At 57.9% G+C, this 22,780-nt stretch carries 24 protein-coding genes and 1 pseudogene; 4 read left to right on the top strand and 21 right to left on the bottom strand.

The genetic code is table 11. The features are described from left to right. Nucleotides 1-6: 6 nt before the first annotated feature. From J5276_RS21570 to J5276_RS21510, 13 genes are all read right to left on the bottom strand, one after another. Nucleotides 7-966, bottom strand: a complete 960-nt coding sequence (locus tag J5276_RS21570) for an XdhC family protein (protein ID WP_003518342.1) — start codon at nt 964-966, stop codon at nt 7-9. Beyond that, a complete protein-coding gene (paoC, locus tag J5276_RS21565; protein ID WP_003518345.1) occupies nt 956-3,154 on the bottom strand; it encodes an aldehyde oxidoreductase molybdenum-binding subunit PaoC in 2,199 nt (732 codons plus the stop codon). The genes J5276_RS21570 and paoC overlap by 11 nt, the downstream gene beginning before the upstream one ends. A 5-nt stretch (nt 3,155-3,159) precedes the next feature. Next, the gene (locus J5276_RS21560) at nt 3,160-4,110 is read right to left on the bottom strand and encodes a xanthine dehydrogenase family protein subunit M (protein WP_003518347.1); all 951 of its coding nucleotides are present in this window, start codon (nt 4,108-4,110) and stop codon (nt 3,160-3,162) included. After that, nucleotides 4,107-4,745, bottom strand: a complete 639-nt coding sequence (gene paoA / locus J5276_RS21555) for an aldehyde dehydrogenase iron-sulfur subunit PaoA (RefSeq protein WP_003518348.1) — start codon at nt 4,743-4,745, stop codon at nt 4,107-4,109. The genes J5276_RS21560 and paoA overlap by 4 nt, the downstream gene beginning before the upstream one ends. A gap of 218 nt (nt 4,746-4,963) precedes the next feature. Continuing rightward, nucleotides 4,964-5,140, bottom strand: a complete 177-nt coding sequence (locus J5276_RS21550; protein ID WP_003518350.1) for a hypothetical protein — start codon at nt 5,138-5,140, stop codon at nt 4,964-4,966. Between the two features lie 193 nt (nt 5,141-5,333). Then, the gene (locus tag J5276_RS21545) at nt 5,334-5,642 is read right to left on the bottom strand and encodes a hypothetical protein (RefSeq protein WP_141566664.1); all 309 of its coding nucleotides are present in this window, start codon (nt 5,640-5,642) and stop codon (nt 5,334-5,336) included. Nucleotides 5,643-5,754: 112 nt separating this feature from the next. Next, nucleotides 5,755-7,353, bottom strand: coding sequence for an MFS transporter (locus J5276_RS21540; RefSeq protein WP_174012259.1), 1,599 nt, complete (start codon nt 7,351-7,353; stop codon nt 5,755-5,757). Then, a complete protein-coding gene (locus J5276_RS21535; protein ID WP_003519413.1) occupies nt 7,350-7,793 on the bottom strand; it encodes a DoxX family protein in 444 nt (147 codons plus the stop codon). The genes J5276_RS21540 and J5276_RS21535 overlap by 4 nt, the downstream gene beginning before the upstream one ends. A 173-nt stretch (nt 7,794-7,966) precedes the next feature. Next, nucleotides 7,967-9,949, bottom strand: coding sequence for an amidohydrolase (locus J5276_RS21530; protein ID WP_013762172.1), 1,983 nt, complete (start codon nt 9,947-9,949; stop codon nt 7,967-7,969). Beyond that, on the bottom strand, nt 9,949-10,236 hold the full coding sequence (locus J5276_RS21525) for a XapX domain-containing protein (RefSeq protein ID WP_003519470.1): 288 nt from the start codon (nt 10,234-10,236) through the stop codon (nt 9,949-9,951). The genes J5276_RS21530 and J5276_RS21525 overlap by 1 nt, the downstream gene beginning before the upstream one ends. Nucleotides 10,237-10,298: 62 nt before the next feature. After that, a complete protein-coding gene (locus J5276_RS21520) occupies nt 10,299-10,988 on the bottom strand; it encodes a hydrolase (protein WP_013762171.1) in 690 nt (229 codons plus the stop codon). Between the two features lie 723 nt (nt 10,989-11,711). Beyond that, nucleotides 11,712-12,629: a LysR family transcriptional regulator gene (locus tag J5276_RS21515; RefSeq protein WP_003519232.1), complete on the bottom strand. Its 918-nt coding sequence runs from the start codon at nt 12,627-12,629 to the stop codon at nt 11,712-11,714. Between the two features lie 57 nt (nt 12,630-12,686). After that, the gene (locus J5276_RS21510; protein WP_003519234.1) at nt 12,687-13,619 is read right to left on the bottom strand and encodes a VOC family protein; all 933 of its coding nucleotides are present in this window, start codon (nt 13,617-13,619) and stop codon (nt 12,687-12,689) included. Between the two features lie 120 nt (nt 13,620-13,739). On the opposite strand from J5276_RS21510, the gene J5276_RS21505 reads away from it, so the two are divergent. After that, on the top strand, nt 13,740-14,639 hold the full coding sequence (locus J5276_RS21505) for a LysR family transcriptional regulator (protein WP_003519235.1): 900 nt from the start codon (nt 13,740-13,742) through the stop codon (nt 14,637-14,639). Further along, nucleotides 14,636-14,743, top strand: a complete 108-nt coding sequence (locus tag J5276_RS30800; RefSeq protein WP_370647637.1) for a hypothetical protein — start codon at nt 14,636-14,638, stop codon at nt 14,741-14,743. The genes J5276_RS21505 and J5276_RS30800 overlap by 4 nt, the downstream gene beginning before the upstream one ends. Here J5276_RS30800 and J5276_RS21500 read toward each other — a convergent pair. From J5276_RS21500 to J5276_RS21490, 3 genes and pseudogenes are all read right to left on the bottom strand, one after another. Further along, nucleotides 14,701-15,336: pseudogene (locus J5276_RS21500) on the bottom strand (gamma-glutamylcyclotransferase); the annotation flags it as partial. The gene J5276_RS30800 and the pseudogene J5276_RS21500 sit on opposite strands and share 43 nt — an antisense overlap. A gap of 75 nt (nt 15,337-15,411) precedes the next feature. Beyond that, nucleotides 15,412-16,392: an alpha/beta fold hydrolase gene (locus J5276_RS21495; RefSeq protein ID WP_174012255.1), complete on the bottom strand. Its 981-nt coding sequence runs from the start codon at nt 16,390-16,392 to the stop codon at nt 15,412-15,414. A gap of 187 nt (nt 16,393-16,579) precedes the next feature. Next, the gene (locus J5276_RS21490; RefSeq protein ID WP_003519240.1) at nt 16,580-17,371 is read right to left on the bottom strand and encodes an alpha/beta fold hydrolase; all 792 of its coding nucleotides are present in this window, start codon (nt 17,369-17,371) and stop codon (nt 16,580-16,582) included. A gap of 143 nt (nt 17,372-17,514) precedes the next feature. On the opposite strand from J5276_RS21490, the gene J5276_RS21485 reads away from it, so the two are divergent. Next, a complete protein-coding gene (locus tag J5276_RS21485) occupies nt 17,515-17,982 on the top strand; it encodes a MarR family winged helix-turn-helix transcriptional regulator (protein WP_003519242.1) in 468 nt (155 codons plus the stop codon). Between the two features lie 21 nt (nt 17,983-18,003). On the opposite strand, the gene J5276_RS21480 is transcribed toward J5276_RS21485, so the two are convergent. Both J5276_RS21480 and J5276_RS21475 read right to left on the bottom strand, forming a co-directional pair. After that, nucleotides 18,004-18,783, bottom strand: a complete 780-nt coding sequence (locus J5276_RS21480; protein WP_013762165.1) for an SDR family oxidoreductase — start codon at nt 18,781-18,783, stop codon at nt 18,004-18,006. Beyond that, nucleotides 18,780-19,103, bottom strand: a complete 324-nt coding sequence (locus J5276_RS21475) for a nuclear transport factor 2 family protein (RefSeq protein ID WP_003519246.1) — start codon at nt 19,101-19,103, stop codon at nt 18,780-18,782. Before J5276_RS21475 ends, J5276_RS21480 begins: the two co-directional genes overlap by 4 nt. 47 nt (nt 19,104-19,150) lie before the next feature. Between J5276_RS21475 and J5276_RS21470 the strand changes: the two genes are divergently transcribed. Then, complete coding sequence (locus J5276_RS21470; protein WP_025595167.1) at nt 19,151-20,104, top strand: LysR family transcriptional regulator; 954 nt, start codon at nt 19,151-19,153, stop codon at nt 20,102-20,104. Nucleotides 20,105-20,175: 71 nt separating this feature from the next. Here the strand turns inward: J5276_RS21470 and J5276_RS21465 are convergent, their stop codons facing one another. Genes J5276_RS21465 through J5276_RS21455 form a run of 3 tightly spaced genes read right to left on the bottom strand, consistent with a single transcriptional unit; the run spans nt 20,176 to nt 22,754 of the window. Beyond that, a complete protein-coding gene (locus J5276_RS21465) occupies nt 20,176-21,147 on the bottom strand; it encodes an alpha/beta fold hydrolase (protein WP_003519249.1) in 972 nt (323 codons plus the stop codon). 24 nt (nt 21,148-21,171) lie between these two features. Beyond that, nucleotides 21,172-21,690: a Dps family protein gene (locus tag J5276_RS21460; RefSeq protein WP_003519251.1), complete on the bottom strand. Its 519-nt coding sequence runs from the start codon at nt 21,688-21,690 to the stop codon at nt 21,172-21,174. 44 nt (nt 21,691-21,734) lie between these two features. Continuing rightward, nucleotides 21,735-22,754, bottom strand: a complete 1,020-nt coding sequence (locus J5276_RS21455) for a cupin domain-containing protein (RefSeq protein ID WP_174012253.1) — start codon at nt 22,752-22,754, stop codon at nt 21,735-21,737. Between the last annotated feature and the right edge of the window lie 26 nt (nt 22,755-22,780).

Genomic DNA, 22,780 nt, shown 5'->3' with positions numbered 1-22,780 from the left:
CGAACCTCACGCATAAAGGGACAAGCGGCTCGCCGCGATGTCGGCAAGGATGGACAGGGCAAGGGAGTTCGCATCGCGGGTTGGCCCGAAAAGTCCGATCGGTGCCCTTATCCGATCAGTATCTGCCCGGGAGAAACCGGAGCTGACAAGGAAATCGACCCGTCTACGGTGTGTACGGGTGCTCCCCAAGGCGCCGATGTAGAATGCGGGTGACCGTAACGCGGCTTGCAGAACGGCCTGCTCCGCATCAAGGTCGTGATGGAGAAGAACAACAGCGGTGTACTGATCGATATCGGGCACAACTTTTTCGTTCGCTGTGCAGGCCACCACCTCGTAGCCGGAGGATTGGGCTATATCAGCGACCCTCTCGGCCTCTATACTTTGACCGGAAATCACGACACGCGTGCGCGGCCGATAGACCGTGAAAAAGCGGTCGTCGGCGCAACCGGCCCGCGATGGCGGTTCGACGATCTCGAGCTGTTGGGTCTGCCTCGTGTAGCACAGGCCCGTGGTCCGGCGCTGATGAAGCTGTTCAAGAACGCCGCTCAACATCTCGGTATTTTGCAGCACGTGGATCGACACTGTAATCCCACCACCGCACGGCAGGGAAATGTCGAAAAAGGGGGAGCCTAATCCGAACTTCACCTCCCTATCTCTGTTCTCGCCCATTGCGTCGAGCGCCTCGGAAGCGACAGCCGCCTCAATGCAGCCCCCAGACACATAACCACAAAAACGACCATCGGCCGCAACGGCGACATGGGAGCCAAGCGCGCGCGCCGCTCCCCCGCGAATTTCGACAAGGGTGGCAAGTGCCACCCTCCCCTTTGCAAGCTCCCTTATCGCAAAGCCAAATATTTCTTCCGTATCATCGGTGAGCAACGACCTGACCGGCGTCGGCTTTGTCGCAGCTTGGATATCCTCCTGAGGACAGATATCCGTGAGGGCGGCGATTTCGTCATGCAACATCCGGCAGCCCGCCTATGATCTTGTCGAGCGTCACAGGATAGTGACGCACCCTCACCCCGGTGGCATTGTAGATTGCGTTGGCGACAGCTGCAGAAACCCCGCAGAGACCAAGCTCGCCAACGCCCTTGGCCTTCATCGGCGACGACATGGGGTCTGCTTCGTCCATGAAAATCACTTCCTGATGGGGAATGTCGGCATGCACCGGAACTTCGTAGCCAGCCAGATCGTGGTTGACGAAGAAGCCTTGCTTCGTATCGACCGCCAACTCCTCTGACAGCGCTCCACCCACACCCATTGTCATGGCACCAATCACCTGGCTGCGCGCTGTTATCGGGTTCAGGATCCGTCCGGCCGCACAGACGGCCAGCATGCGTCGAATGCGCGTTTCACCCGTGGCCACGTCAACGCCGACTTCCACGAAGTGGGCACCGAACGTTGACTGTTGATGGGCTTCGGAAAGATCGCCCCATTCCATTCCATCCTCGCCAACAAGGCCGTTTGGCGCAGCCGCCTCCGTAAGCGCTACCGAACGGTTTCCAGATCGAACCTGTCCGTTCTCGAACACGACGTCATCAGTGTTAAAGCCGAGTTTCTGCGCCACCGCCTCACGAAGCTTCACGCAGGCTGCGTAGACGCCGGAGGTAGAACAGTTCGCGCCGAACTGCCCGCCCGACCCCGCCGAAACCGGAAAGCGGGAATCGCCCAGCTGAACGGCTACTCGATCGACCGGCAGGCCCAACATCTCAGCTGCTGTTTGTGCGATGATGGTATAGCTGCCGGTCCCGATATCGGTCATATCGGTTTCAACCGTTGCAATACCGTCCACGCCGAGCCGAACCCTTGCTGCGGATGGGAGGAGAAGATTGTTTCGCAAAGCGGCTGCAACACCCGATCCGATAAGCCAGTTTCCTTCTCGTCGGGAACCCGGCTTGCCGCGCTGGTTCCAGCCAAACCGTTCCGCCCCGAGCTTGAGACAGCCGACCAGGTTCCTTTGGGTAAAAGCGCGCTCGGGCTTCTCAGGATCGACCTGAGTGTCGTTGAGTATCCGAAACTCGACCGGATCGACGCCCACCTTTTCGGCTATCTCGTCTATGGCGATCTCGAGGGCCATCAACCCCGGCGCTTCGCCGGGCGCCCGCATCGCATTGCCTTCGGGCAAGTGAAGCGTGGCCAGTCTCATGGCAGTCATCCGGTTCTCACCCGCGTAGAGCAGTCGTGTCTGATTGACAGCCGTTTCCAGCTGGCCCCCAGGCTGGTCACCCGACCAGCTTTCGTGAGCAATCGCGGTGATTTTGCCGTCCTGTGTCGCTCCAATGCGAATACGCTGGATCGTCGCCGGCCGATGCGTCGTGTTGTTGGCTATGAACGGACGGGGAAGCGCAACCTTGACCGGACGTCCAGTAGCCTTTGCTGCAAAGGCAGCGAGCACCGCGTCGGCCCGCAAGAAAAGCTTACCCCCGAAACCCCCGCCTATGAATGGCGACATCAAATGGATATTGTCCTTGTCGATACCAAGTGTAGTCGCCAGATCGGATCGCCACCAATCAATCATCTGGCTGGACGTCCAAACGGTCAGTTTATCGCCATGCCACGCAGCGATGGACGCATGGGGCTCCATCATGGAATGTGACTGATCTGGAGTGGTATAACTTTCGTCGAGAGTGACCGGTGCGCTCTTGAAGGCTCCCTCGAAGTCACCGACTGCCGTGTCGGGCTGCTGCTTCTCGTCGGGCTTGACCGCACTGTCCTTGGCCTTCTTGAGATCGAAGCTCCCGGGCGCAGTTTCATATTCTACTGTCACAAGCGAAGCTGCGGCGCGCGCCTGCTCGAAGGTTTCTGCGACGACCACTGCCACCGCCTGGTGATAGTGCTGGACTTCATCGCCACCAAAAAGATTGGCTGTGTTGAATTTACCCTTCTCGCGCTTGCCCACGTCCAAGGTGGTGACAACCGTCAAAACGCCGGGGGACCGCTTTGCGGCGTCGGTCGATATCGACCGGATACGGCCCTTCGCAATCGCGGCACCGACCGGATACCCGTAGGCGTAAGGAATATTCGGATCGTGCCATTCGTAGGCATACATTGCTCGGCCCGTCGTTTTCTCTTGGCCGTCAATGCGTGGGATAGGCTGACCGACGACTTTCATCCGGTCGATGGGATTGTTGATTGCAGGTGTGTCGAATTTCATGGTCGTTATCCCCTTGCCTCTGCGATCACCGCACCGATCGTTCGTTCCACGAGGGTTATCTTGAAGCGATTTTGCTCCGTCGGGCGAGCGTCGCCGAGAAGTGCCGCGCTTGCGGCTTTTGCACCGCTCTTCAGCTCCCGGTCACCTGAGCCTGTTCGCCAGGGTTTGTGAGCGACGCCACCGACAGCCACGCGGCCGGTGCCATCCGGCTGGATCACCGCAGCGACGGATACGAGCGCAAACGCGTAGGAGGCCCGATCGCGCACCTTGCGATAGATATGCTTGCCCCCAATTGGCTTCGGCAGCGTGACCGCAGTTATGAACTCGCCCGGCTCCAGGACCGTCTCGATGTGTGGGGTATCGCCGGGAAGCCTGTGAAAGTCTGCGATCGGGATTGCGCGGCTACGGCCGTCGCCATTGACCGTTTCGACGGTTGCGTCGAGCGCCCTCATCGCAACAGCCATGTCGCTGGGATGAGTGGCGATACAGGATTCGCTGCTTCCAACGACTGCATGCTGTCGCGAAAAACCGCCAAGGGCCGAACATCCGCTTCCCGGCTGCCGCTTGTTGCACGGTTGGTTGGTGTCATAGAAATACGGACAGCGCGTGCGCTGTAGGAGATTGCCCGCGGTGGTGGCCTTGTTTCGCAGTTGACCAGACGCCCCGGCGACCAGGGCGCGGGTAAGCAAACCATAGTCGCGACGGACAGTCTCGTCGCTTGCCAGATCGGTATTGCGGACCAGAGCCCCTATGCGCAGACCGCCATCAGAGGTGGTTTCGATCTTGTCGAGACCAACTCCGTTGATGTCGATGAGATGCGCCGGGTGCTCGATCTCCAGCTTCATCAAGTCCAGGATATTTGTCCCGCCGGCGATGAATTTGGCTTCCGGATTGGCTGCTGCCGCTTTCGCTGCCGCCTGAGCCGTTGTGGCTCGCTCGTATGTGAAGGCTCTCATGCTTCGATCCCCCCGACTTCGGCAATTGCATCGAGAATGTTCGAGTAGGCGCCGCATCGACAGATGTTTCCGCTCATTCGTTCCCGAACTTCTGCCGCGGTGACTTCCACCTTTGCGGAAATGTCTGCAGTGGCGTGGCTTGGGATATTCGACTTAATTTCCTCCAAGACCGCCACGGAGGAACAGATTTGTCCGGGAGTACAGTAACCACACTGAAAACCGTCGTGTTTGATGAACGCGGCTTGCATGGGGTGCAGGTTTCCAGGCTGTCCGAGGCCCTCGATGGTGGTGACCTCGTCACCGTCGTGCATCACAGCCAACGTCAGGCACGAATTGATCCGGCGTCCATCCACCATCACGGTACAAGCGCCGCACTGTCCGTGATCGCAGCCTTTCTTTGTGCCGGTTAGATGAAGGTGCTCGCGCAAGGCGTCGAGCAAGCTCGTGCGATTGTCGAGTTCGAGATCATGCATCTCGCCGTTCACTTTGAAGGAAACACTTGTCTTGAAATTCATTTCTTCCCCCGAGGACTGTGCTGCGGCTCCTTTTGCCGCAACTCCCGTGACAGCAATTGCCGCCGCCGAGGAAACAAGTAAGTCCCGCCGCGAAAGTTCCAAATGTGAGTGATCTCTCATCTCCAGCTCCATTCGTTGTTGATGGCCTGGCGCACTCGGAGAAACGCCATATCTCAACATAGGGAAGCAAAAGAAGATGATTAGATGCGCCTTTTCGCTAACACTTATTAGCGAGGCTCATAAATCGGCATACGCGATCCATGGGGCAGCCACCGTCAGCCGCCCACTGTCACCCAGGCCGTCTTTCGAGAGATGGAGTAGACCACGCGCTCATAAAACTAACGCATCTGGCAGAGTTGCGACAATTGCGACCCCGTCCAGCGCCTCGCGAGTTCGCTGGCATCCACCGTGCCGGGCAGCAGGCTTCCCAGCTCACCGCCGATCTGAATTTGAGCATCGGTGATTTTGCATGCTCTTTCGTTGACTGAAACGATCACCGCAATCTCCGACTGCATCGGTGGCATCTCGAAAAGCGCGTCGGGAGGGCTTTCGCAAGTAACTATGGCCGTAGCTCTGAGAGTGGAGTTTTTATCCACGCCACGGCAAAGTTCTGCGGATTGCACGCGGAAACTGCGAGTTTGGTTGGGCCCGGCTGGGAGCTGCTCACAAACCTGTGCTGAGGAAACTGCCCCTGCAATGAGCGGCCATTCAGGCCGCCCAACCAGAGAAAAGCAATTTGCGAAAACGGGGGCGGTTGAGGCGACGAGCGACGCCATACATACAAACAGCGCTGGGATAGGATGTTTCACGGTGCCACGCTCCTCCACGTCTTTCAGACAGTTGTAAAGCTGGATTGCGGCTTTTTCGCTTCGAATGCAGCAGGAGCCGGTTAATCGATCCGTATATGCGCCGTTTGGTCAGGCTTTTCTGGCGGGGAGGATGGGCGAGAAAACCAAATCGATTGGCGCGATAGCGCTCGTGTTTTGAGATGCCGCTTGCATGATGGCCGACATCCATCTGGTACCTTATCACGACAACGGATGAATGAGAAAAGTTTAGTCGGCTCCAAGTTTCCTGCGTCAAATGGCATAAAAAAAGGGCGGCCAGAGCCGCCCTTTTTATGGAATATTTACGCCGCCCCTGGCCGATTGATCGTCAGGAAGTGACGAACGACGGGTTTGTCCGGACCAACATGGTAGGTCAGAACCTTTCCCTGCACGTCTGCATCGGCGTTGGAAACCCGCTTGTGCTGGCGGAGGTGCTCAGCCCAGGATTCCACCATGAACCACTCGACGATCTTTTCCGGATCGGCGGAATCTTCCGTCACACCCCACCCATAGGCACCATCGCGGCGGCGTTCTTGAGACAGGTGGTCGAGAGCACGCAGGAAGGCTGAACGATGCTGTTTCTCGACCTTGTACTCGATGAGGATCAGGACAGGACCACGGTCATGAGCAACAGGCTCGGCGACCAGCGGTTCCGGCCAGTGGTTGGACGGCACCATGTCGGCGTCACCAGCCGGGAGCGTTACGCGGTGCATGATGAACCCTGCAACGAGCAAGCCAGCTGCACCGATAAGCAATGTCGTCTGAATTCCAACGGCTTCGCCCACAGCACCCCAGCCGAGGCTGCCCGCCGTCATGGCTCCGTTGAATACGGTCAGATAGACAGCGAGGCCACGCCCACGCACCCAATTGGGCAGAACAGCCTGGGCTGCGCCGTTCAGGGTCGTAAGGGCGGTGATCCAAGCACCACCGAGGAACAGAAGAGCGATAATGGCGACGATCTTCGGCGGGGCGAGCGAAAGGACACCCATGACAACTGCGGTGATCACCGCTGCGCCAAGAAGCAGACCATCCGAGCTCAGGCGTTCGCGTAGCCTCGGCATGACCAATGCTCCACCGATCGCACCGGCGCCGACCGCACCAAGCAGAATACCGTAGAAGCTGGCATCACCACCCAGCAGTTGACGGGCAACCAGCGGAAGAAGTGCCCAGACGGCACTGGCGAATGCGAAGAAGATGGCGGCACGAAGAAGGACGACATGCAGGGGGCGGCTTGAGCGAGTGTAACGTAGGCCAGCCCTGAACGCGCCGAAGAAGTTCTCTTGTAGAGCGTCGTTGGCGTTTTTGGCACGTGGCCACCACACCAGAGCCGCGATAACGAAGATGTAGCTTGCAACGTCTGCGCCATAGGTGATCCCCGCCCCGAACGCTGCCAGAAGCAAACCGCCAGCAGCTGGGCCGATGGAACGAGCGATATTGATGCCGAGGGAGTTGAGAGCGACAGCGCTCTTCACGTCCTCGCGTTTCACCAGTTCAGGAACAATCGCCTGCCAGGTCGGGCCCATCAATGCGGCACCAACGCCGCCGAGGAAGGTCAGGCCGATCAGTGCGCTCACGGAAAGCATGCCTGTCTGCGAGAGGACCATCAGCGAGATACTTACGGAGGCCAGCAGGAGCTGGACCGCAATCAGGAACTTGCGGCGATCCAGAATGTCGGTGAGAACGCCTGCCGGAATGGCAAGCAGGAAGATCGGCAATGTTCCGGCCGCCTGAACCATGGCGACTGCAGCAGGCGATGCCGAGAGGTCCGTCATCAGCCATGAGCTTGCGACATCGCGCATGAAGCTTCCGGTATTGCCGAGAACCGTTGCAATCCACAGGACCGCGAAGACGGGCTGTGCGAGAGGAGCAAAAGTGCCCCCGGATGTTTTCGCGGCGCTCATTTACCCGCTCCCTTTGCAAGGTCGGCCGCTGCAACGAAGATGAATGCACCGGCCAGACCGACGTGTTCGAAGAAGGCGTTCGTTGCCATCATGCGGTCCATGCCGGGCGCCATTTCCCAGAAGCGAAGAGCAATGAACGTTGCGAGAAGCGTAAAGCCTGCAAGTGCGAGCGCGCCTGCCCAGCGCAGGAAGCCCGAGACCACCATCGCGGAGGCCGTAAGCTCGAACACGATGACGACGACGGCAAAGAGAGCAGCAGGGCGCAGACCGAAATGATTCATCTCAGCAAGCGCGCCATTGAAATCGAAAATCTTGGTGAGTGGACCCTGGATGTAGGCAGCGCAGAGAGCAAGCAGCGATACAGTTCTCGTAATGGGAGAGCCGACGACGCGTGCAAGTCCGCTCAAGGCCGAATTCGATATAGGGGATTGGTAGGTCATATCCTGCTCCTTTTTGGTCGCTGACGTGATCGAGCGGCCGCGTTTGATGGAGCGATATTGGCCGGTGATCGCTCTGCCAACAATTGCAGCAATAGTTTCGATTTAATTGCCAATATTGCAATTATAGGGTCGGATCGCTTGGACGAACAGAAGTCGCCCAAGCGAGGGCACGATCAGACTGCCCAGCAAGAGCAGCCAAGAGCGCCGAAGAAACCCTTGAGGTCGGCGATCGGAAGTTTCGAGGTCCAGGCTCCCGCATGGTCGTGACCATGCACGCCGCAATCGCTGGCGCAGCCACAGGTCGAGATAGCCGTGCGCCTTAGAGACCGCGCGCCAGCACCTTCCGGCTCGCCCCATGCCGCATATCCGCCGAACTTGCGGACTGGAGACCAGTCGGGCATTGCAGGCGGCACGTCGTTCTCGTCGAGCGTTTTGAAGTCACCCGCTCCATAGACGATTTTGCCGCCAACCATGGTCAGCTCCGATACCAGGAACGAGATCTCGTCTTCGGCGCAGGAGAAGAAGTCCTTGTCGGGAACGACAAGGTCGGCGAACTGGCCTTTCTCGATACGGCCTTTCTTTCCTTCTTCATTCGAAAACCATGTGACTTTTTCAGTCCACATCCGCAGAGCCGTCTCGCGATCAAGGCAGTTGGCGCGCGGATAGAGTTGCATGCCACCAACCGTCTTGCCGGTCACCATCCAGGACAGCGAGACCCAGGGATTGTAGGAGGCGACGCGGGTCGCATCCGTGCCGGCAGAAACGTTGACGCCCTTGTCGAGCATCTTTCGGATCGGTGGGGTCGCTTCGGCAACGCCTTGGCCATATCGCTCGACAAAATATTCGCCCTGATAGGCCATGCGATGCTGGGTTGCGATGCCGCCACCAAGGGCCGCAATGCGGTCGATGGACCGGTCCGAGATGGTTTCGGCATGGTCGAAGAACCAGTTCAAACCTTCAAGCGGAATGTCCTTGTTGACCTTCTCGAAGACATCAAGCGAACGGGAGATTGTCTCGTCATACGTGGCGTGCATGCGCCATGGCCAACGGTTCTCGGCCAGAACGCGCACCACTTCTTCGAGTTCGCCTTCCATTTCCGGCGCCATTTCCGGACGTGGCTGGCGAAAGTCCTCGAAGTCCGCCGCGGAGAAGACCAGCATTTCGCCGGCACCGTTGTGACGGAAATAGTCGTTGCCCTGCTTGTATTTGACCGAAGACGTCCAGTTGAGAAAGTCTTGCTTTTCTTCCTTGGGCTTCTGGGTAAAGAGATTATAGGCCAGACGCACCGTCATCTGGTTCTCGTCAGAGAGTTTTTGAATGACCTCGTAGTCATCAGGGTAGTTCTGGAAGCCACCGCCTGCATCAATCACACCCGTTACGCCAAGACGATTGAGCTCACGCATGAAATGGCGGGTGGAGTTGACCTGATAGTCGAGAGGCAGTTTGGGTCCCTTGGCAAGGGTGGAATAGAGAATGCCGGCATTAGGCTTGGCCAGCAACAGACCAGTCGGATTGCCGTTGGCATCACGGGTGATTTCGCCACCGGGTGGATTGGGCGTATCGCGGGTGTAACCGACGGCGCGCAGTGCAGCACCGTTCAAGAGCGCGCGGTCATAGAGGTGCAGCAGAAATACTGGGGTATCTGGCGCGACCGCGTTGATCTCCTCGATCGTCGGCAGACGCTTCTCCGCAAACTGGTGTTCGGTGAACCCGCCGACAACACGCACCCATTGCGGGGCTGGCGTTATCGCCACCTGGCGCTTGAGCATGTCCATTGCATCTGCCAGCGAGCGCACGCCGTCCCAGCGCAATTCCATATTGTAGTTTAACCCGCCACGCACAACGTGGGTGTGGTTATCGATGAGGCCGGGCAGAACGCGCTTGCCCTTGAGATCGACGATCCTGGTGTTGGAACCAGCAAGGGACATGACCTCGCTGTCTGAACCGACTTCAAGAAACAGTCCATCCTTGATGGCGACCGCGGTCGCGTTTGGATTGGTGCGGTCAAGGGTCGTGAAACGACCGTTATGGAGGATCAGGTCTGGGTGCATGGTATCTATTCCGGTCTGGTTGGGATCGGCGGCATTGGCCTTTGAGAAGAGGTTCGAAAACGCCAGGCTCGAGGCCGCTCCAAGGAAGGTTCGGCGCGTCGTCATCAGCTCCGCTCCTCCAAATTGGTTTGCGAACGATGGGCAATCTCCGGAGAATTTCCGCCCTTCGGCATGTGACCGAACATGTGCGGCTTCACCTGCTGGAGCCAGGAAACCGCTGCCGGCTCCTTGCTCCAGAGCGATTTGGCGAGCGGGATGATCTGCTCACCGACGAGAATGCCGAGCAGGCCGACAAGCGCGATAACCGGCGGAGCAGGCGAACGCACGTTGAGCAGGCTGTAGACGATGCCGACCAGCAGACCCGCGCCAAGAGACAGAAGATAGATTTTCATGAGAGTCATCCTCGTTAAAACGGACAACCGCTCCGATGCGTCACCGGAGCGGTTGATCTGGCTTACTTCGCGGGGTTCGGGCCGATGCGCTTGCCATGGCTGACGCGTTCGGCACCGCCGTGGACGTGAGTGACCGCGTAATCGATGCCCATGCCGTAAGCGCCGGAATGCTCCTTCACCAGTGTGGTGACCGCATCGTAGGTTTCCTTGCGAGCCCAGTCGCGCTGCCATTCGAGCAAGACCTGCTGCCAGGTGACGGGTATGACGCCAGCCTGCACCATGCGGTCCATTGCATATTTGTGCGCATCGGAAGAGGTGCCGCCGGAAGCGTCGGCGACCATGTAGATTTCGTACTCCGGAACGTCATGCAAAGCAGAGAGTGCAAAGGTCGTGTTGCAGACTTCGGTCCACAGACCGGAGACAACAATCTTCTTGCGGCCGTTTGCAGCATTCTTTGCCAGCGCATCGCGTACGTTCTGATCATCCCAGGAGTTCATCGAGGTGCGTTCAAGGATGTCATTCTGCGGATAGACGGCCAAAAGTTCGGGGAAGGTGTTGCCGGAGAAGCTCTCGGTCTCAACCGTGGTAATCGTGGTTGGCACGTTGAAAATCTTAGCAGCCTTGGCCAAGCCAACGACGTTGTTCTTCAGGGTCTGGCGGTCGATAGACTGAACGCCGAATGCCATCTGCGGCTGCTGATCGATGAAAATGAGCTGGCTGTTGGCGGGGGTAAGAACTTCAAGCTTGGACATGTCAATTCCTCTTCGGTTGTTTTGGACCGCGAATGCGGCCGGTGATGAAATGAGCAGGACCTTTCGGACGGATGCCGTGCCCTGGGACACAGCTTCCAAGACCGTCGGGAGGTTGAAACCGATGCTTTCTTTCGCTTGCTGCCTCGGCTGCTGAAAGAAAAGGTAGCGCGACTTGCGACCCCGTAGAATTGCAATATTAATTGGGAATGAATTGCTTTTATCGCAATAATAATCTCTCGATTCGGCTGAGCTGCGGACTTCGCACGGGGCAGCGATACGCGGCCACGCGTTCCGAAAACTTCTGAAGGAAATTTGATGCGCAGAGTCGGCCTTGAAGACCTCTGCAGCATCCTTGGTTTCGCTGCTCGGTGGAAAGCGATTTGGCTGAATTTGCTCTGCGCGGCACTGCCAGTGAACAACGGTTGCGCGGTGTGTGAGCCGCGTAATCCTTGGCAGTCTGCCGTTGAGTATTGACGCGACAAGATGGCGGGTCACCGTTGGCATTGACGCCCCATATCGCGATCACGTCGCCTTATACTTGATCTGAACAACCGTTATTCCAAATTGCAGGTGGGTTCGTGCGACCAAGGAGCCAAGCCTGTCAAAGCATACTCCCATTCGGGATAGAGCCACGGGCTCACATCAGCCGTGGGATATCGTCAAAGGAGAACGTGGAGAAGCCCGCCGTTGTGGAGTAACTATCCATGGATATGGATAAAGCTATCAGGACGTGGCGATGCCCTCATCGTAGGCAGAAAACACGCCCGCAACCCAGTCTGCAAATACCCGATACTTCACGCTCGGAAACCGGCCCGCTGGCCTAACTATGTGAACAGGATAACGTGGTGGCGCCCAATCTTGCAGGATGGGGACCAGTGCGCCGCGAGCGATATGGGCGCGTGCCAAGAATTCAAATGTCTGTCCAATACCCAGCCCCGCCAATATTCCATGCAAATGCGCAGTCGCATCACTGGTGGAGAGCTTGATCGGGCTGTAGATTTCTATTTTCTCGTCACCATTCATCAATCGCACTGGTGCGGCCTTCAGGCTGCGCGCGAAAAAGTACTGAACGAAAACATGATCACGCTGCAGATCCGATGGCGAAGCTGGCACGCCGTATTTTTCGAGGTACGCCGGGGTGGCGCAGGTTACTATCTCGACGCTGCATAGTTTCTTCGCAACAAGAGATGCGCTGGGCAGATCTCCGGCACGAATGACGCAATCTATTCCCTCTTCAACGATGTCGGCCTGACGTTCTGTCACACCAAGGTGCAACTCGATCTCTGGATAGAGCGCGTAAAACTCTGGCAACCGAGGGATCAGAATCGTATTGGCGAAGGTCCCTCCTACGTCAACACGAAGTTTTCCCCTGGTGGCAAGGCGCCCGCGGGTCGCCTCGTTGTTCATTTCATCGAAATCGGCGATCAGCCGGAGGGCGCGCTCGTAATAAGCAACGCCCTCGGGTGTCACCGTGAGTGAACGTGTCGTTCGTTCCAACAATTTGAGGCTCAAGCTGGCCTCAAGATCCTGAACAAGCTTGCTCACGGTGGACCGTGGCGCACCCATCGTGCTGGCAGCCTTTGCAAAGGATCCGGCCTCGACGACGCGAACAAAGGCTCTGATTGCTCCCAATTGATCCATTGGCATTTCTCCATAGAAGCCCGATCAGTTGCCACAGACACCAGTGAGCGGGGGTTGTTAGGCAGTCAGCGGCTCGAGATTTGCCTGGATCTGGTCACGGAACGCTTCATACCGGCTCGGCAACTTAAGCGCCTCGCCCAGATGTGCCGTGTCCTCGTCCCGGTCAAACCCCGGCTCGTTCGTGGCAATCTCGAACAACACGCCGCCTGGTGTGCGGAAGTAGATTGCCCAGAAATAATCGCGGTCAATGACGGGCGTAACCTGATAACCGGTGTCCATCAGTGCCTTGCGAACTTCGAGTTGCTTTTCGCGGTTTTCGACGGCAAAGGCGATATGGTGAACCGAGCCGGCGCCCTGACGGGCAAACGACGTTTTCGGCAGTGCTGCGACATCAATCGTATCGGCGCCGTTTCCATTGGGAATGATAAAGCGGGTCACGTCACCTTCCTTCTCGGCGCGTTGATACCCCATGAAACCCAGAAGCTCTTCTGTCGCGGCAGTATCGTGCAGGCTGAACCGGGCGCCGGCAAAACCGCGGATAGCTGCATCGCCCGGAATGCCGTCCGCCAGCCACGGCGCGCGGTTGTCATCGGCAGATTCAATCAGCGCCAGACTGTCGCCGTCCGGACCCATGAATTGAAGTCTGTTGGCGCCAAAGACGGTGTCAGTTTTCAAGCCATCGACACCGTGTGCGGTAAACCGATCCTGCCAGAATTTCAATGCGCCCTTTGGCACGGAGAACTGGGTTTCCCCGACCTCACCAACACCGGGACGACCCAGCATCATGTTCGGGAAAGGGAAGTAGGTCATGACAGTGCCGGCAGAGCCGTTCTCGTCACCATAATAAAGGTGGTAGACGTTCGGGTCGTCGAAGTTAACGGTCTGCTTGACGCGACGCAGGCCCAGTGTGTCGGTGAAGAAGCGATTGTTCTGACGCGCATCCGAAGCCATTGAGGTTACGTGATGCAGTCCCTTGATATCCTTGATCATGTCCTTGCCTTTCAATGTCGCCGTTAGTGTTTGGCTGTTGACGAATATCTAGACCGATTGATCACACCAGAGAATTGCAATATTAATTTCGACTGCGTTGCTCTTTTTGAAACAATCCCAATGAACGATTACAAAGCTCTGCGAACCTTCCTCCTTGCGGCCGAAAAGCGAAATTTCGCCCAGGTTGCCCGCGAACTCGACATGACGCCGGCTGCAGTCACAAGGGCTATTGCGGCACTTGAAGCCGAACTCGGCGTTCAGCTGTTTGTCCGTACGACCCGGCAAGTGTCGCTGACAACAGACGGTGCGATCTTCGCCGCCCAGATTCAGCCGGCGGTGAAGACGCTTGAAGAAGCGCGCCGCGACGTGATGAACGCTCACAAAGCCGACGAAGGGCGTCTCAGGATCAGTGCGCCGACGTGGTTTGGCAAGGCGGTGCTCCCACCGATCCTCTCCGGCTTCAAAGAGCGGTACCCGAAGATGGGCTTCGAGATATCACTGTCCGACGGACTGGTGAATATCGTTGATGATGACTACGATCTGGCGATCCGCATCTCGTCTCAGCCATCGGACAAGTTCACGATATGGAGGAAAATCCGCGTCGTGCCGCGCATTCTGGTTGCGGCACCGGGAAGCCGGTTTGTCGAGATGCAGCATCCGAACGAGCTGACGCCAGACGATTGCCTCGCCTATAGCGGCGAAAGCCGGCGAGAGAACTGGGTGCTCTCGGACGGCGGCTCGAGCATGACGATATCGGCAGGGCGCGCCTTCAGCGCCAATAATGGTGAGGTTCTGGCCGACATGGCCGCAGATGGAGCAGGCGTTGCCATGCTGCCGAACTTTCATGTCTCGGAACACCTCAAGAGTGGGCGCCTCGTGCACGTCTTCAAGGGCTGGGCTCCACCCGATCTGTGGTTGACCCTCTACTACCCGCCCTATCAGGCTCTGCCTCCCCGCATTGCATCCTTCTCCAAATTCTTCGAGGAGCAGGTTGCGGCGCAGATGGTCATGCTTGATTGATATCCCGGACTGTCCCGCCACAGCGTCCTTGCTGTGCGGAGATCTCGGCCGCGACCCGCGCCTGTAACTGCCAGAGGTTTCGATCGCGAATGCCCTCTGCCTGAAGATCGACGATCGTGTTGTGCAGATACTGGGCGCAGGAACCGCCCTCTCCGCAGGCGCTGGCGATCAGTTTTGCGGTCGTTTCCACCGGTAGCGGCGCCGTCAGACCCGCGCGCTTTGTGCTCGCCCAGAATGTCAGAGCCTTCTGGATGCCGTCAGGCGTTTTGACCTTTACCCAGCGCACCATGTCGATGACTTCCCGATACCTGATTTCGCGGGCGACGAGAGCTCGAAGGTCGTCACGCCGCCGCTCGGACGAGAGTTGCAGGATGACGCCGTCGCACTGTCCACCACGCTCAAGCGCCATCATCAGACCTGGCTGCGCGCTCGTTGCCCGCCAGCGCTCGATTTTCAGGGAAAACGAACGATGCCAGCCATGGGCGGTGGCACGTCGCCTGCCGGCTGGCTTGAACTCAGGATTCCAGATGAGGGAACCGTATGCAAACACCCAGATCGGATCGCTATCGGCTTCACGCTCGATAGCGGCAACCAGAGCGTCAAGTTCTGTTTCAGATAACGGCGTCCAGCCCGGCTCCGGGCCGTCGTCACGGACGTCTCTGATGGTCAGGGCTACAAGCTCGGGCGTCAACTGCATCGTCGTCTCGATCGGTAGTACGGCAAGGATTGCATCAGTGGCCGTGGCAGGTTCCGCCACGGCCACCTCTTATCGTCAGGATCGAATGAATGCCAGAAGATCGGCGTTCAGCACATCGGCATTCACGGTCAGCATGCCATGCGAGAAGCCGGGATAGGTCTTCAGCGAACCATTCTTCAGCAGCTTGGCGGACTTCAGTGCAGAATCCGCGATTGGAACGATCTGATCGTCTTCGCCGTGGAGAACGAGCGTCGGCACCGTGATTGCCTTCAGATCTTCCGTCTGGTCGGTTTCGGAGAAGGCCTTGATGCCATCATAGTGCGCCTTTGCACCGCCCATCATGCCCTGGCGCCACCAATTCTGGATTACGCCTTCCTGAACCTTGGCGCCATCGCGGTTAAAACCGTAGAACGGGCCGGCCGGGACGTCGCGGAAGAATTGCGCCCGATTGGCCGCCAGCGCCGAACGGAAGCCGTCGAACACGTCGATCGGCAGGCCTTCTGGATTGGCTGCGGTCTTCAGCATCAGTGGCGGGACTGCCGATACCAGAACGGCCTTGGCGACACGACCGGCCGGCTGACCAAACTTCGCCACATAGCGCGCCACTTCGCCACCGCCGGTGGAATGGCCGATATGCACGGCATTTTTCAGGTCCAGCGCTTCGACGACAGCGAAAGCGTCGGCGGCATAGTGGTCCATATCATGCCCTTCGGAGACCTGGGCAGAGCGTCCGTGGCCACGGCGATCATGGGCAACGACCCGGTAACCGTTGGCGAGGAAGAACAGCATCTGGGCATCCCAGTCGTCAGACGATAACGGCCAGCCGTGATGAAATACGATGGGCTGAGCATCCTTGGAGCCCCAATCCTTGTAGAATATTTCGACGCCGTCCTTGGTGGTGATAGTACCCATGGTCTTGTTTCCTTCGATTGATGTGTTGGTGGGGGCAGCGTTTGCTGCGAAGGTGAATACGGGTGAAATGGCCATCGCCGCTGCGGCTGCACCAACTGAAAGCAGTGCGCCACGGCGCGTTATGGAAAAGTCGTTCTGGGTCATCTCACGTCCTGCAAATGTATGGTTTCGTGTTTCAGGCGACGCCGTTGCTCGTCTGATGCGTGGATATTGCTACCAAGTCGCGGGCACAACAATTGAACTAATAATTCATAGTTTGTTGTGAAATTCGAAATAATACGTTCCGGTCGTTATCGGGACAGTGCGGATTGTCCCGATAACGCGGAATCTATCATTTCTGCTTTGCCGAGACGGCCTTGGCGGCAGCATCGATGGTATCAGCGACGACCGTCGGCTGCGTCATGAACAGGGCGTGGCTTGCTGAGACCTTGGTGATCTTGGCTTTGATGCGTTCGGCCATATGGATCAGCATTGCCTGGTCGAATGCCTTGTCCTCGGTAGCGATCACAGCCCAGCTGGGCTTGGTGCGCCAGGCAGCATGTTCGAGCTTCGTGCCGAACGCCGACATGTTGATCGGGACCTGAGCGTCCCTCATGAACGCAACATCGGCATCGCTAACGTCATGAGCAAAACCAGCCTTGAACTTTGCCGGGCTGACATATCCAAAACCATCCTTCGTGGTTTCGATGACGAATTCCGATGCGGGAGCAAACCCCTGATATTGCTGGGCTGTCGTTTCGCCGGCATCTGGTGAGAGCGCAGAGACATAGACGAGGCCAGCAACCTTTTCATCAACGCCCGCTTCTGTAATGACCGTGCCGCCCCAGGAATGTCCGACCAGAATGACCGGACCGTCCTGCCGCTCGAGAGCACGCTTTGTGGCGGCAACGTCGTCCGCCAGAGAGGTCAGGGGATTCTGGACGATGGTCACGCGGTAACCACGCTTTGTGAGATTGTCGTAGACACCCTTCCAGCCAGAGCCGTCAGCAAAAGCGCCATGGACAAGCACGACGTTTTTTACGGACTGGTTCTGGGAAATGGTGTCGGCAGCGTTTGCCGGCAGTGCGGCAGACAATGCGGCGGTGGCAATTGCAGAAAGGGCGGTTGCGGACTTGCGTGTCATGGCTTCTTCCTTTTTGTTTTGCGATAACTGTTATCGCGATACACATAAGCTGACAGATGCTGACCCTTCCGTCAAGATAATTCTTATCGCGATATTTATTTTTGCCATATGATTGGCTATATGTATGTGTGAAGGAGCCTAGAATGACCATACGTCACAACAATCCACCGCCTTTGCACGACCAGCTGTGCTACGCAATTTATACTGCCGGCATTGCCATCCAGCGCGCTTACAAGCCCCTTCTGGATGAGCTGGGGCTGACGTACCCGCAATATCTCGTGCTAAACGTGCTTTGGAGCGGAGATGAGCAAACCGTTGGCGCCATTGCAAACGCCCTCGCATTGGAATCGAGCACACTGACGCCGCTCTTGAAGCGCCTTGAGACAGCCGGCTTGTTGCGCAGGACCAGAAACCTCAGCAATGAGCGGCAGGTGGTCATCGCTTTGACCGAGGAAGGCCGCGCATTGCAGCACAGGGCGGGCTGCCTCAGCGACACCTTGCTTGCAGCTTCAATGCAAACTCCAAAGGAGCTGGCCGATCTGAACCACGACGTCCGCCATCTCCGCGACGCGATCTATTCACAGATCGGCGGGTGGGACGCGCCCGCCTGATCTGCAGGCGCATCTCGGAACCTACGCTGTCGGCACCGTCCCCCCATCAATTGTGTATTCGGTACCAGTAATCGAAGCCGCACGGTCGGAAGCGAGGAAGGCGATCAGGTTTGCGACCTCTTCCGGTTTTGCCGGGCGGCCGAGCGGAATGCCGCCCAGTCCATCCATGATGATCTTCTTGCCACCCTCAAGGTCAGTTCCGGCCTGCTTCGCCAGGCGCTCTGCAAGGTGGACGGAGGCTTCCGTTTCGATCCAGCCCGGCGAAACCCGAACGACACGCACACCTTTGGGCGACACTTCCTTCGACATCGCCTTGCTATAGGTCGAAAGTGCCGCTTTTGCTGCGGCATAGGCTGTAGTCGATTCCGGAAGTGGCAGGACTCTCTGGATGGATGTCACATGCACGACGACGCCGCTTCCCCGGGCGACCATATCCGGGACCAGTTGCCGATCCAGCCGGACAGCCGGATAAAGGTTAAGCGACATTTCCTTGTGCCAGTCATCCTCCGACAGGGCAGAAAAGCCGCCCCCCGATGCTGAGGAGCCACCCAGCATATGGACGATGACATCGACGCCGCCAAGGCGCCGCCGCGTGGCCTCTGCGACGATTTCACATCCCTCTTCGGTGCTCAGGTCCGCATCGACGAACAATTCTTCCGGCATGTTTTCCGGACGGGCACGCGCTGTCGTCAGCACCTTTGCGCCTAGTTCGCGAAACAGGCTGACGGTCGCAGCGCCAGCACCCTTGGTTCCAGCCGTAATGAGTGCGCGTTTGCCTTTCAGATTGAGAAAGTCGATCATGACCGGATCTCCAGCCTGACGATCCTGTCGTCCTTGATCGTGAAGGCATGGATTAGCATCACCGGACTACCGGGAAACTTGCCACTCACCCTCGCCCGCACGAGTACCTTGTCACCGTCAACCGTGGTTTCCACAGGTTCGGCAACGTATTGAGCCGAACTCTTGGCGGCCACCCACCATTGACGGATGGCGGCAGTGCCCTGATAGCGGGCATTCTCGTCCTCGACCACCGCATCGACATCAAGCGTTTGCAACAGCCCGTCGGCATCGTTGCGGGTGTCGGCGTCAAAATACATATTCACAACTTGGGGCATATCCATCTTATTTCTCCTTGTGAGGTGCCCCTAAGTTAGTGCTCTACCATTGCATGGATAAGTGGGATAAATATGCACGTGATGTTGAACAGATCGGGATAATGGAACAGTTAAACCTTAGGGAACTCGAAGCAGTCATCGCGATCGCCAGGCGCGGGACGTTTCGCGCAGCGGCTATCGATCTCGGTATGTCCACAACTGCGCTCAGCCACACCATCGGCAGGCTTGAGGCGGGGCTCGGCGTACGATTGTTCAATCGCACCACGCGCAGCGTCTCGCTGACAGATGCCGGCAGGCTCTTTGTACAGCAGGTTGCGCCTTCGCTTCAGGACCTTCATGCCGCTCTGGAAACGGTTCGCTCACAACGCGAGACACCGTCTGGAACGATACGCATCAATGCGGCACCGTTTGCAGCACGCGCCATCATCTCACCGCTCGTGCTTGAGTTCCTGCGTCGCTATCCCGAGATGAATGTCGATCTGGTCACGGAAGGAAAAATGGTTGATATCGTCAATGACGGTTTTGATCTGGGCGTCAGGGTGGCAGGTCTCGTTCCCAGCGACATGATTGCCGTTTCGCTCGGCCGGCCCCAGCGACACGCTGTTGTTGGTTCTCCGGACTATTTCGCACAACATCCTAAACCCGTGGTTCCTCCGGATCTTCTCAATCACAGATGCATTCGCGTTCGCTTGCCGGACGGCTCACTGTTTCGATGGCGGTTTGAAAAAGACGACGAGCCGGTGCAAATCGATGTGCGAGGCCCGATCACACTTGATGAAGCGGGCCTTGTGAGGACTTCGGTGCTGGAAGGTACCGGCCTGGGCTATACCATGGAAGAGGAAGTGCTCCCCGACATCAAAGCGGGGCGCCTTGTCCGGGTGCTGGAGGACTGGACACCACCGTATCCGGGGCTCTGCCTGTATTATCCCGGGCGCCGCAATCTGTCGGCTGGAGTGAAAGCGTTTCTTGATCTGGCCCGCGAGCTTTCGCGACGAGCTGCTGACTAACCCGCTGACCCCGCATTTGTAGTGGCGGCCCTTTGGGGAGCCGCCACATACGTCTTGGGATGGGGAAACAATCAAGCCTTGATGAAGGCCAACAGGTCTGGATTGATCACGTCGGCATGCGTGGTCAGCATCCCGTGCGGGAAGCCCTTGTAGATCTTCATCGTGCTGTTCTTGATCAGTTTGGCCTGAAGCTCCACGGCGGCCTTGTAGGGAACGACCTGGTCGTCATCACCCTGGGTCACCAGCGTGGGAACGGTAATCGCCTTCAAGTCTTCGGTCTGATCTGTCTCCGAAAACGCCTTGATACCTTCATAGTGCGCCACGGCGCTGCCCATCATCCCCTGGCGCCACCAATTGTCGATCACACCCTGCGAAACTTTCGCATCCGGCCGGTTGAAACCATAAAATGGGCCCGACGCAACATCGAGGAAGAACTGCGCGCGATTGGCTGCCAGGGCGCTACGGAACCCATCGAAGACTTCCATCGGCGTGCCATCAGGATTGCCTGCGGTTTTCAGCATCAGCGGCGGAACGGCGCTGACGAGGATTGCCTTTGCCACGCGTCCCTGTGGCTGACCATGCCGTGCGACGTACCGAGCGACTTCGCCGCCGCCTGTGGAGTGACCGATATGAACGGCATTGCGCAGGTCAAGATATTCGGCGACGGCGGAGGCATCGGCAGCGTAATGATCCATGTCGTGACCATTGCTCACCTGGCTGGAGCGTCCATGGCCGCGGCGGTCATGGGCCACAACACGATATCCCTTGCTGAGGAAGAACAGCATCTGGGCATCCCAGTCGTCTGACGACAGCGGCCAGCCATGGTGGAAGACGATCGGCTGTGCATCCTTCGGACCCCAGTCCTTGAAGAAGATCTCTACGCCGTCTTTGGTGGTGACGAAATTCGTGGTCATCGATGCAATTCCTTCTGGGTTACGGGAAATTTTCTTTTCGGAAGCCATCGCCGGCATGGCCAAGGCCAGAGAAACCGTGGTGCCGGCCAACAGGACCTGCCGACGGGACAGTGAAAGTTCGTTGATCATGGGCCTCTCCGAAATTTCGCGCGCTCATTCGGCGCCGCGGGTGCTTTCGAACAGGAACCAGGCACGGCGCTCTGCCTCATCCACCCAGTTTTCGATCAGGCTGGCGGTTGCGATGTCGCCATGGTCTTCACAAAGATTGTGTGTCGCCTTCATCAGCGAGACGAGTGTGAGGTTATCGTCGCGAAGCTCGGCCAGCATATCCGCCGGGGTCACGAAATCGGCGTCGTTGTCGAGAAGCCGCTGCAACCTGGAAATATGGCTGATCGAACGAAGTGTGGTGCCGCCGATCTTGCGGGCTCGCTCGGCAATGTCATCCGTCATGGCGAAGATCTGCTCGCCCTGCTCGTCCAGCATCAGGTGGTAATCACGGAAATGCGGACCGCTCATATGCCAGTGAAAATTCTTCGTCTTGAGATAAAGCGCGAAGACATCGGCCAGCAGCGCCGTCAACGCGCCGGAAATATCGGCGGTTGCGTTCGTGCCAAGGGCAGTCGGTGTTGCAAGAGGCGACTTGCGATGTTTTTCAGCGAGGGTGCGGTTCATGGTAATCTCCATTGGGTTTGGGTTTGGGTTTGGATTTCAGGGTTTCAGAGCTGTGCAATGATCAGCGGATCGTCGATATCGACAGGAAGAGGCAGGAGGGCTTGCTCGGAAAGGCCCAACTGGCTAGCGATCACATTGCGTGAATAACCGGCCGCCGCTGCTCGGTAACCGATATCTTGTGGCGCGCTGTGACTGAAGAAAATCAGGATATGCAGTGTGCCACTGCCGGCGTTTTCGATGTGATGCGGGTAAGCCGGCGGCACGAAATAGGCGTCACCCGGATGGATCGAATAAGTGTCAGCGCTTCCATCGGGATCAAGGACTGTCATCTGACCGGTCCCTTCGAGCACATAGCCCATTTCGGCGGTCTCGGGGTGCCAGTGCGGTTCGCGCAGGCCAATCTCGCTGATGCGGACAGAAAACATCGAAAGACCATCGAGAGCAGACCAAGCCGGAGCCTGCGCGGTCCTTGCAGAGCCCGCCGGCGACGATACGTGCGGCGCTGACTCCTCGACACGGAATTTGAGCCTGTTTGGATGAAGCGCCTGCTTTTCAATGGCTGGCTGGGCCTGCAGGTCGAATATCTCTGTGTTTGCGTTCAGCCTGCCAAAACTCGGCGGCTTTTGCGGTTGCCACTCGAATGTGCTCAGCAGCACGGCGTCGGACATCACGTCGAAGGCGCCAGACAGGCTGAAATCTTCCGGATCCTCGTTCGAAAAGGCAAGGATGAACTCCGCCTCCGTCTCACCGGTATTTTCAATTGCGTGAACCATGCCTGACGGAACGAAGAACATTTCGCCAATGCCGATAAGAAAGACATCGCGGCTGCCATGATTGCCGACGACAGTCACCAGTGCCTGGCCGCGGACACAGTAGCCTAGTTCATTGGCATTCGCATGCCAGTGAGGCTCCCTGATCGCGTGTGCCGTGAGCACCAGCCTGCGTATTGAAAGGCCTTTGAGGATTGGCAGTTGATCGCGACCAAGGCGCATGATCGATCCCGCCGGGCTTTCGAAGGCTGCAGGCCGGTCCTTGAGAGAAAGAACATGTTTTGAAATCTGCATCTTCAGCTCCTGCCCACATCGTTTGT

Source organism: Agrobacterium sp. S7/73 (genome assembly GCF_019355535.1).
Lineage (GTDB): Bacteria > Pseudomonadota > Alphaproteobacteria > Rhizobiales > Rhizobiaceae > Agrobacterium > Agrobacterium tumefaciens.
Note: the sequence above shows the minus strand (reverse complement) of the source record. Positions and strands in the feature narration are given on the sequence as shown.

Excerpts from the sequence above, each read along its gene's own strand:
- J5276_RS21570 (WP_003518342.1), bottom strand. The coding sequence starts at position 966 with ATGTTGCATGACGAAATCGCCGCCCTCACGGATATCTGTCCTCAGGAG.
- paoC (WP_003518345.1), bottom strand. The coding sequence starts at position 3,154 with ATGAAATTCGACACACCTGCAATCAACAATCCCATCGACCGGATGAAA.
- J5276_RS21560 (WP_003518347.1), bottom strand. The coding sequence starts at position 4,110 with ATGAGAGCCTTCACATACGAGCGAGCCACAACGGCTCAGGCGGCAGCG.
- paoA (WP_003518348.1), bottom strand. The coding sequence starts at position 4,745 with ATGAGAGATCACTCACATTTGGAACTTTCGCGGCGGGACTTACTTGTT.
- J5276_RS21550 (WP_003518350.1), bottom strand. The coding sequence starts at position 5,140 with ATGCAGTCGGAGATTGCGGTGATCGTTTCAGTCAACGAAAGAGCATGC.
- J5276_RS21545 (WP_141566664.1), bottom strand. The coding sequence starts at position 5,642 with ATGGATGTCGGCCATCATGCAAGCGGCATCTCAAAACACGAGCGCTAT.
- J5276_RS21540 (WP_174012259.1), bottom strand. The coding sequence starts at position 7,353 with ATGAGCGCCGCGAAAACATCCGGGGGCACTTTTGCTCCTCTCGCACAG.
- J5276_RS21535 (WP_003519413.1), bottom strand. The coding sequence starts at position 7,793 with ATGACCTACCAATCCCCTATATCGAATTCGGCCTTGAGCGGACTTGCA.
- J5276_RS21530 (WP_013762172.1), bottom strand. The coding sequence starts at position 9,949 with ATGACGACGCGCCGAACCTTCCTTGGAGCGGCCTCGAGCCTGGCGTTT.
- J5276_RS21525 (WP_003519470.1), bottom strand. The coding sequence starts at position 10,236 with ATGAAAATCTATCTTCTGTCTCTTGGCGCGGGTCTGCTGGTCGGCATC.
- J5276_RS21520 (WP_013762171.1), bottom strand. The coding sequence starts at position 10,988 with ATGTCCAAGCTTGAAGTTCTTACCCCCGCCAACAGCCAGCTCATTTTC.
- J5276_RS21515 (WP_003519232.1), bottom strand. The coding sequence starts at position 12,629 with ATGGATCAATTGGGAGCAATCAGAGCCTTTGTTCGCGTCGTCGAGGCC.
- J5276_RS21510 (WP_003519234.1), bottom strand. The coding sequence starts at position 13,619 with ATGATCAAGGATATCAAGGGACTGCATCACGTAACCTCAATGGCTTCG.
- J5276_RS21505 (WP_003519235.1), top strand. The coding sequence starts at position 13,740 with ATGAACGATTACAAAGCTCTGCGAACCTTCCTCCTTGCGGCCGAAAAG.
- J5276_RS21495 (WP_174012255.1), bottom strand. The coding sequence starts at position 16,392 with ATGACCCAGAACGACTTTTCCATAACGCGCCGTGGCGCACTGCTTTCA.
- J5276_RS21490 (WP_003519240.1), bottom strand. The coding sequence starts at position 17,371 with ATGACACGCAAGTCCGCAACCGCCCTTTCTGCAATTGCCACCGCCGCA.
- J5276_RS21485 (WP_003519242.1), top strand. The coding sequence starts at position 17,515 with ATGACCATACGTCACAACAATCCACCGCCTTTGCACGACCAGCTGTGC.
- J5276_RS21480 (WP_013762165.1), bottom strand. The coding sequence starts at position 18,783 with ATGATCGACTTTCTCAATCTGAAAGGCAAACGCGCACTCATTACGGCT.
- J5276_RS21475 (WP_003519246.1), bottom strand. The coding sequence starts at position 19,103 with ATGGATATGCCCCAAGTTGTGAATATGTATTTTGACGCCGACACCCGC.
- J5276_RS21470 (WP_025595167.1), top strand. The coding sequence starts at position 19,151 with ATGGATAAGTGGGATAAATATGCACGTGATGTTGAACAGATCGGGATA.
- J5276_RS21465 (WP_003519249.1), bottom strand. The coding sequence starts at position 21,147 with ATGATCAACGAACTTTCACTGTCCCGTCGGCAGGTCCTGTTGGCCGGC.
- J5276_RS21460 (WP_003519251.1), bottom strand. The coding sequence starts at position 21,690 with ATGAACCGCACCCTCGCTGAAAAACATCGCAAGTCGCCTCTTGCAACA.
- J5276_RS21455 (WP_174012253.1), bottom strand. The coding sequence starts at position 22,754 with ATGCAGATTTCAAAACATGTTCTTTCTCTCAAGGACCGGCCTGCAGCC.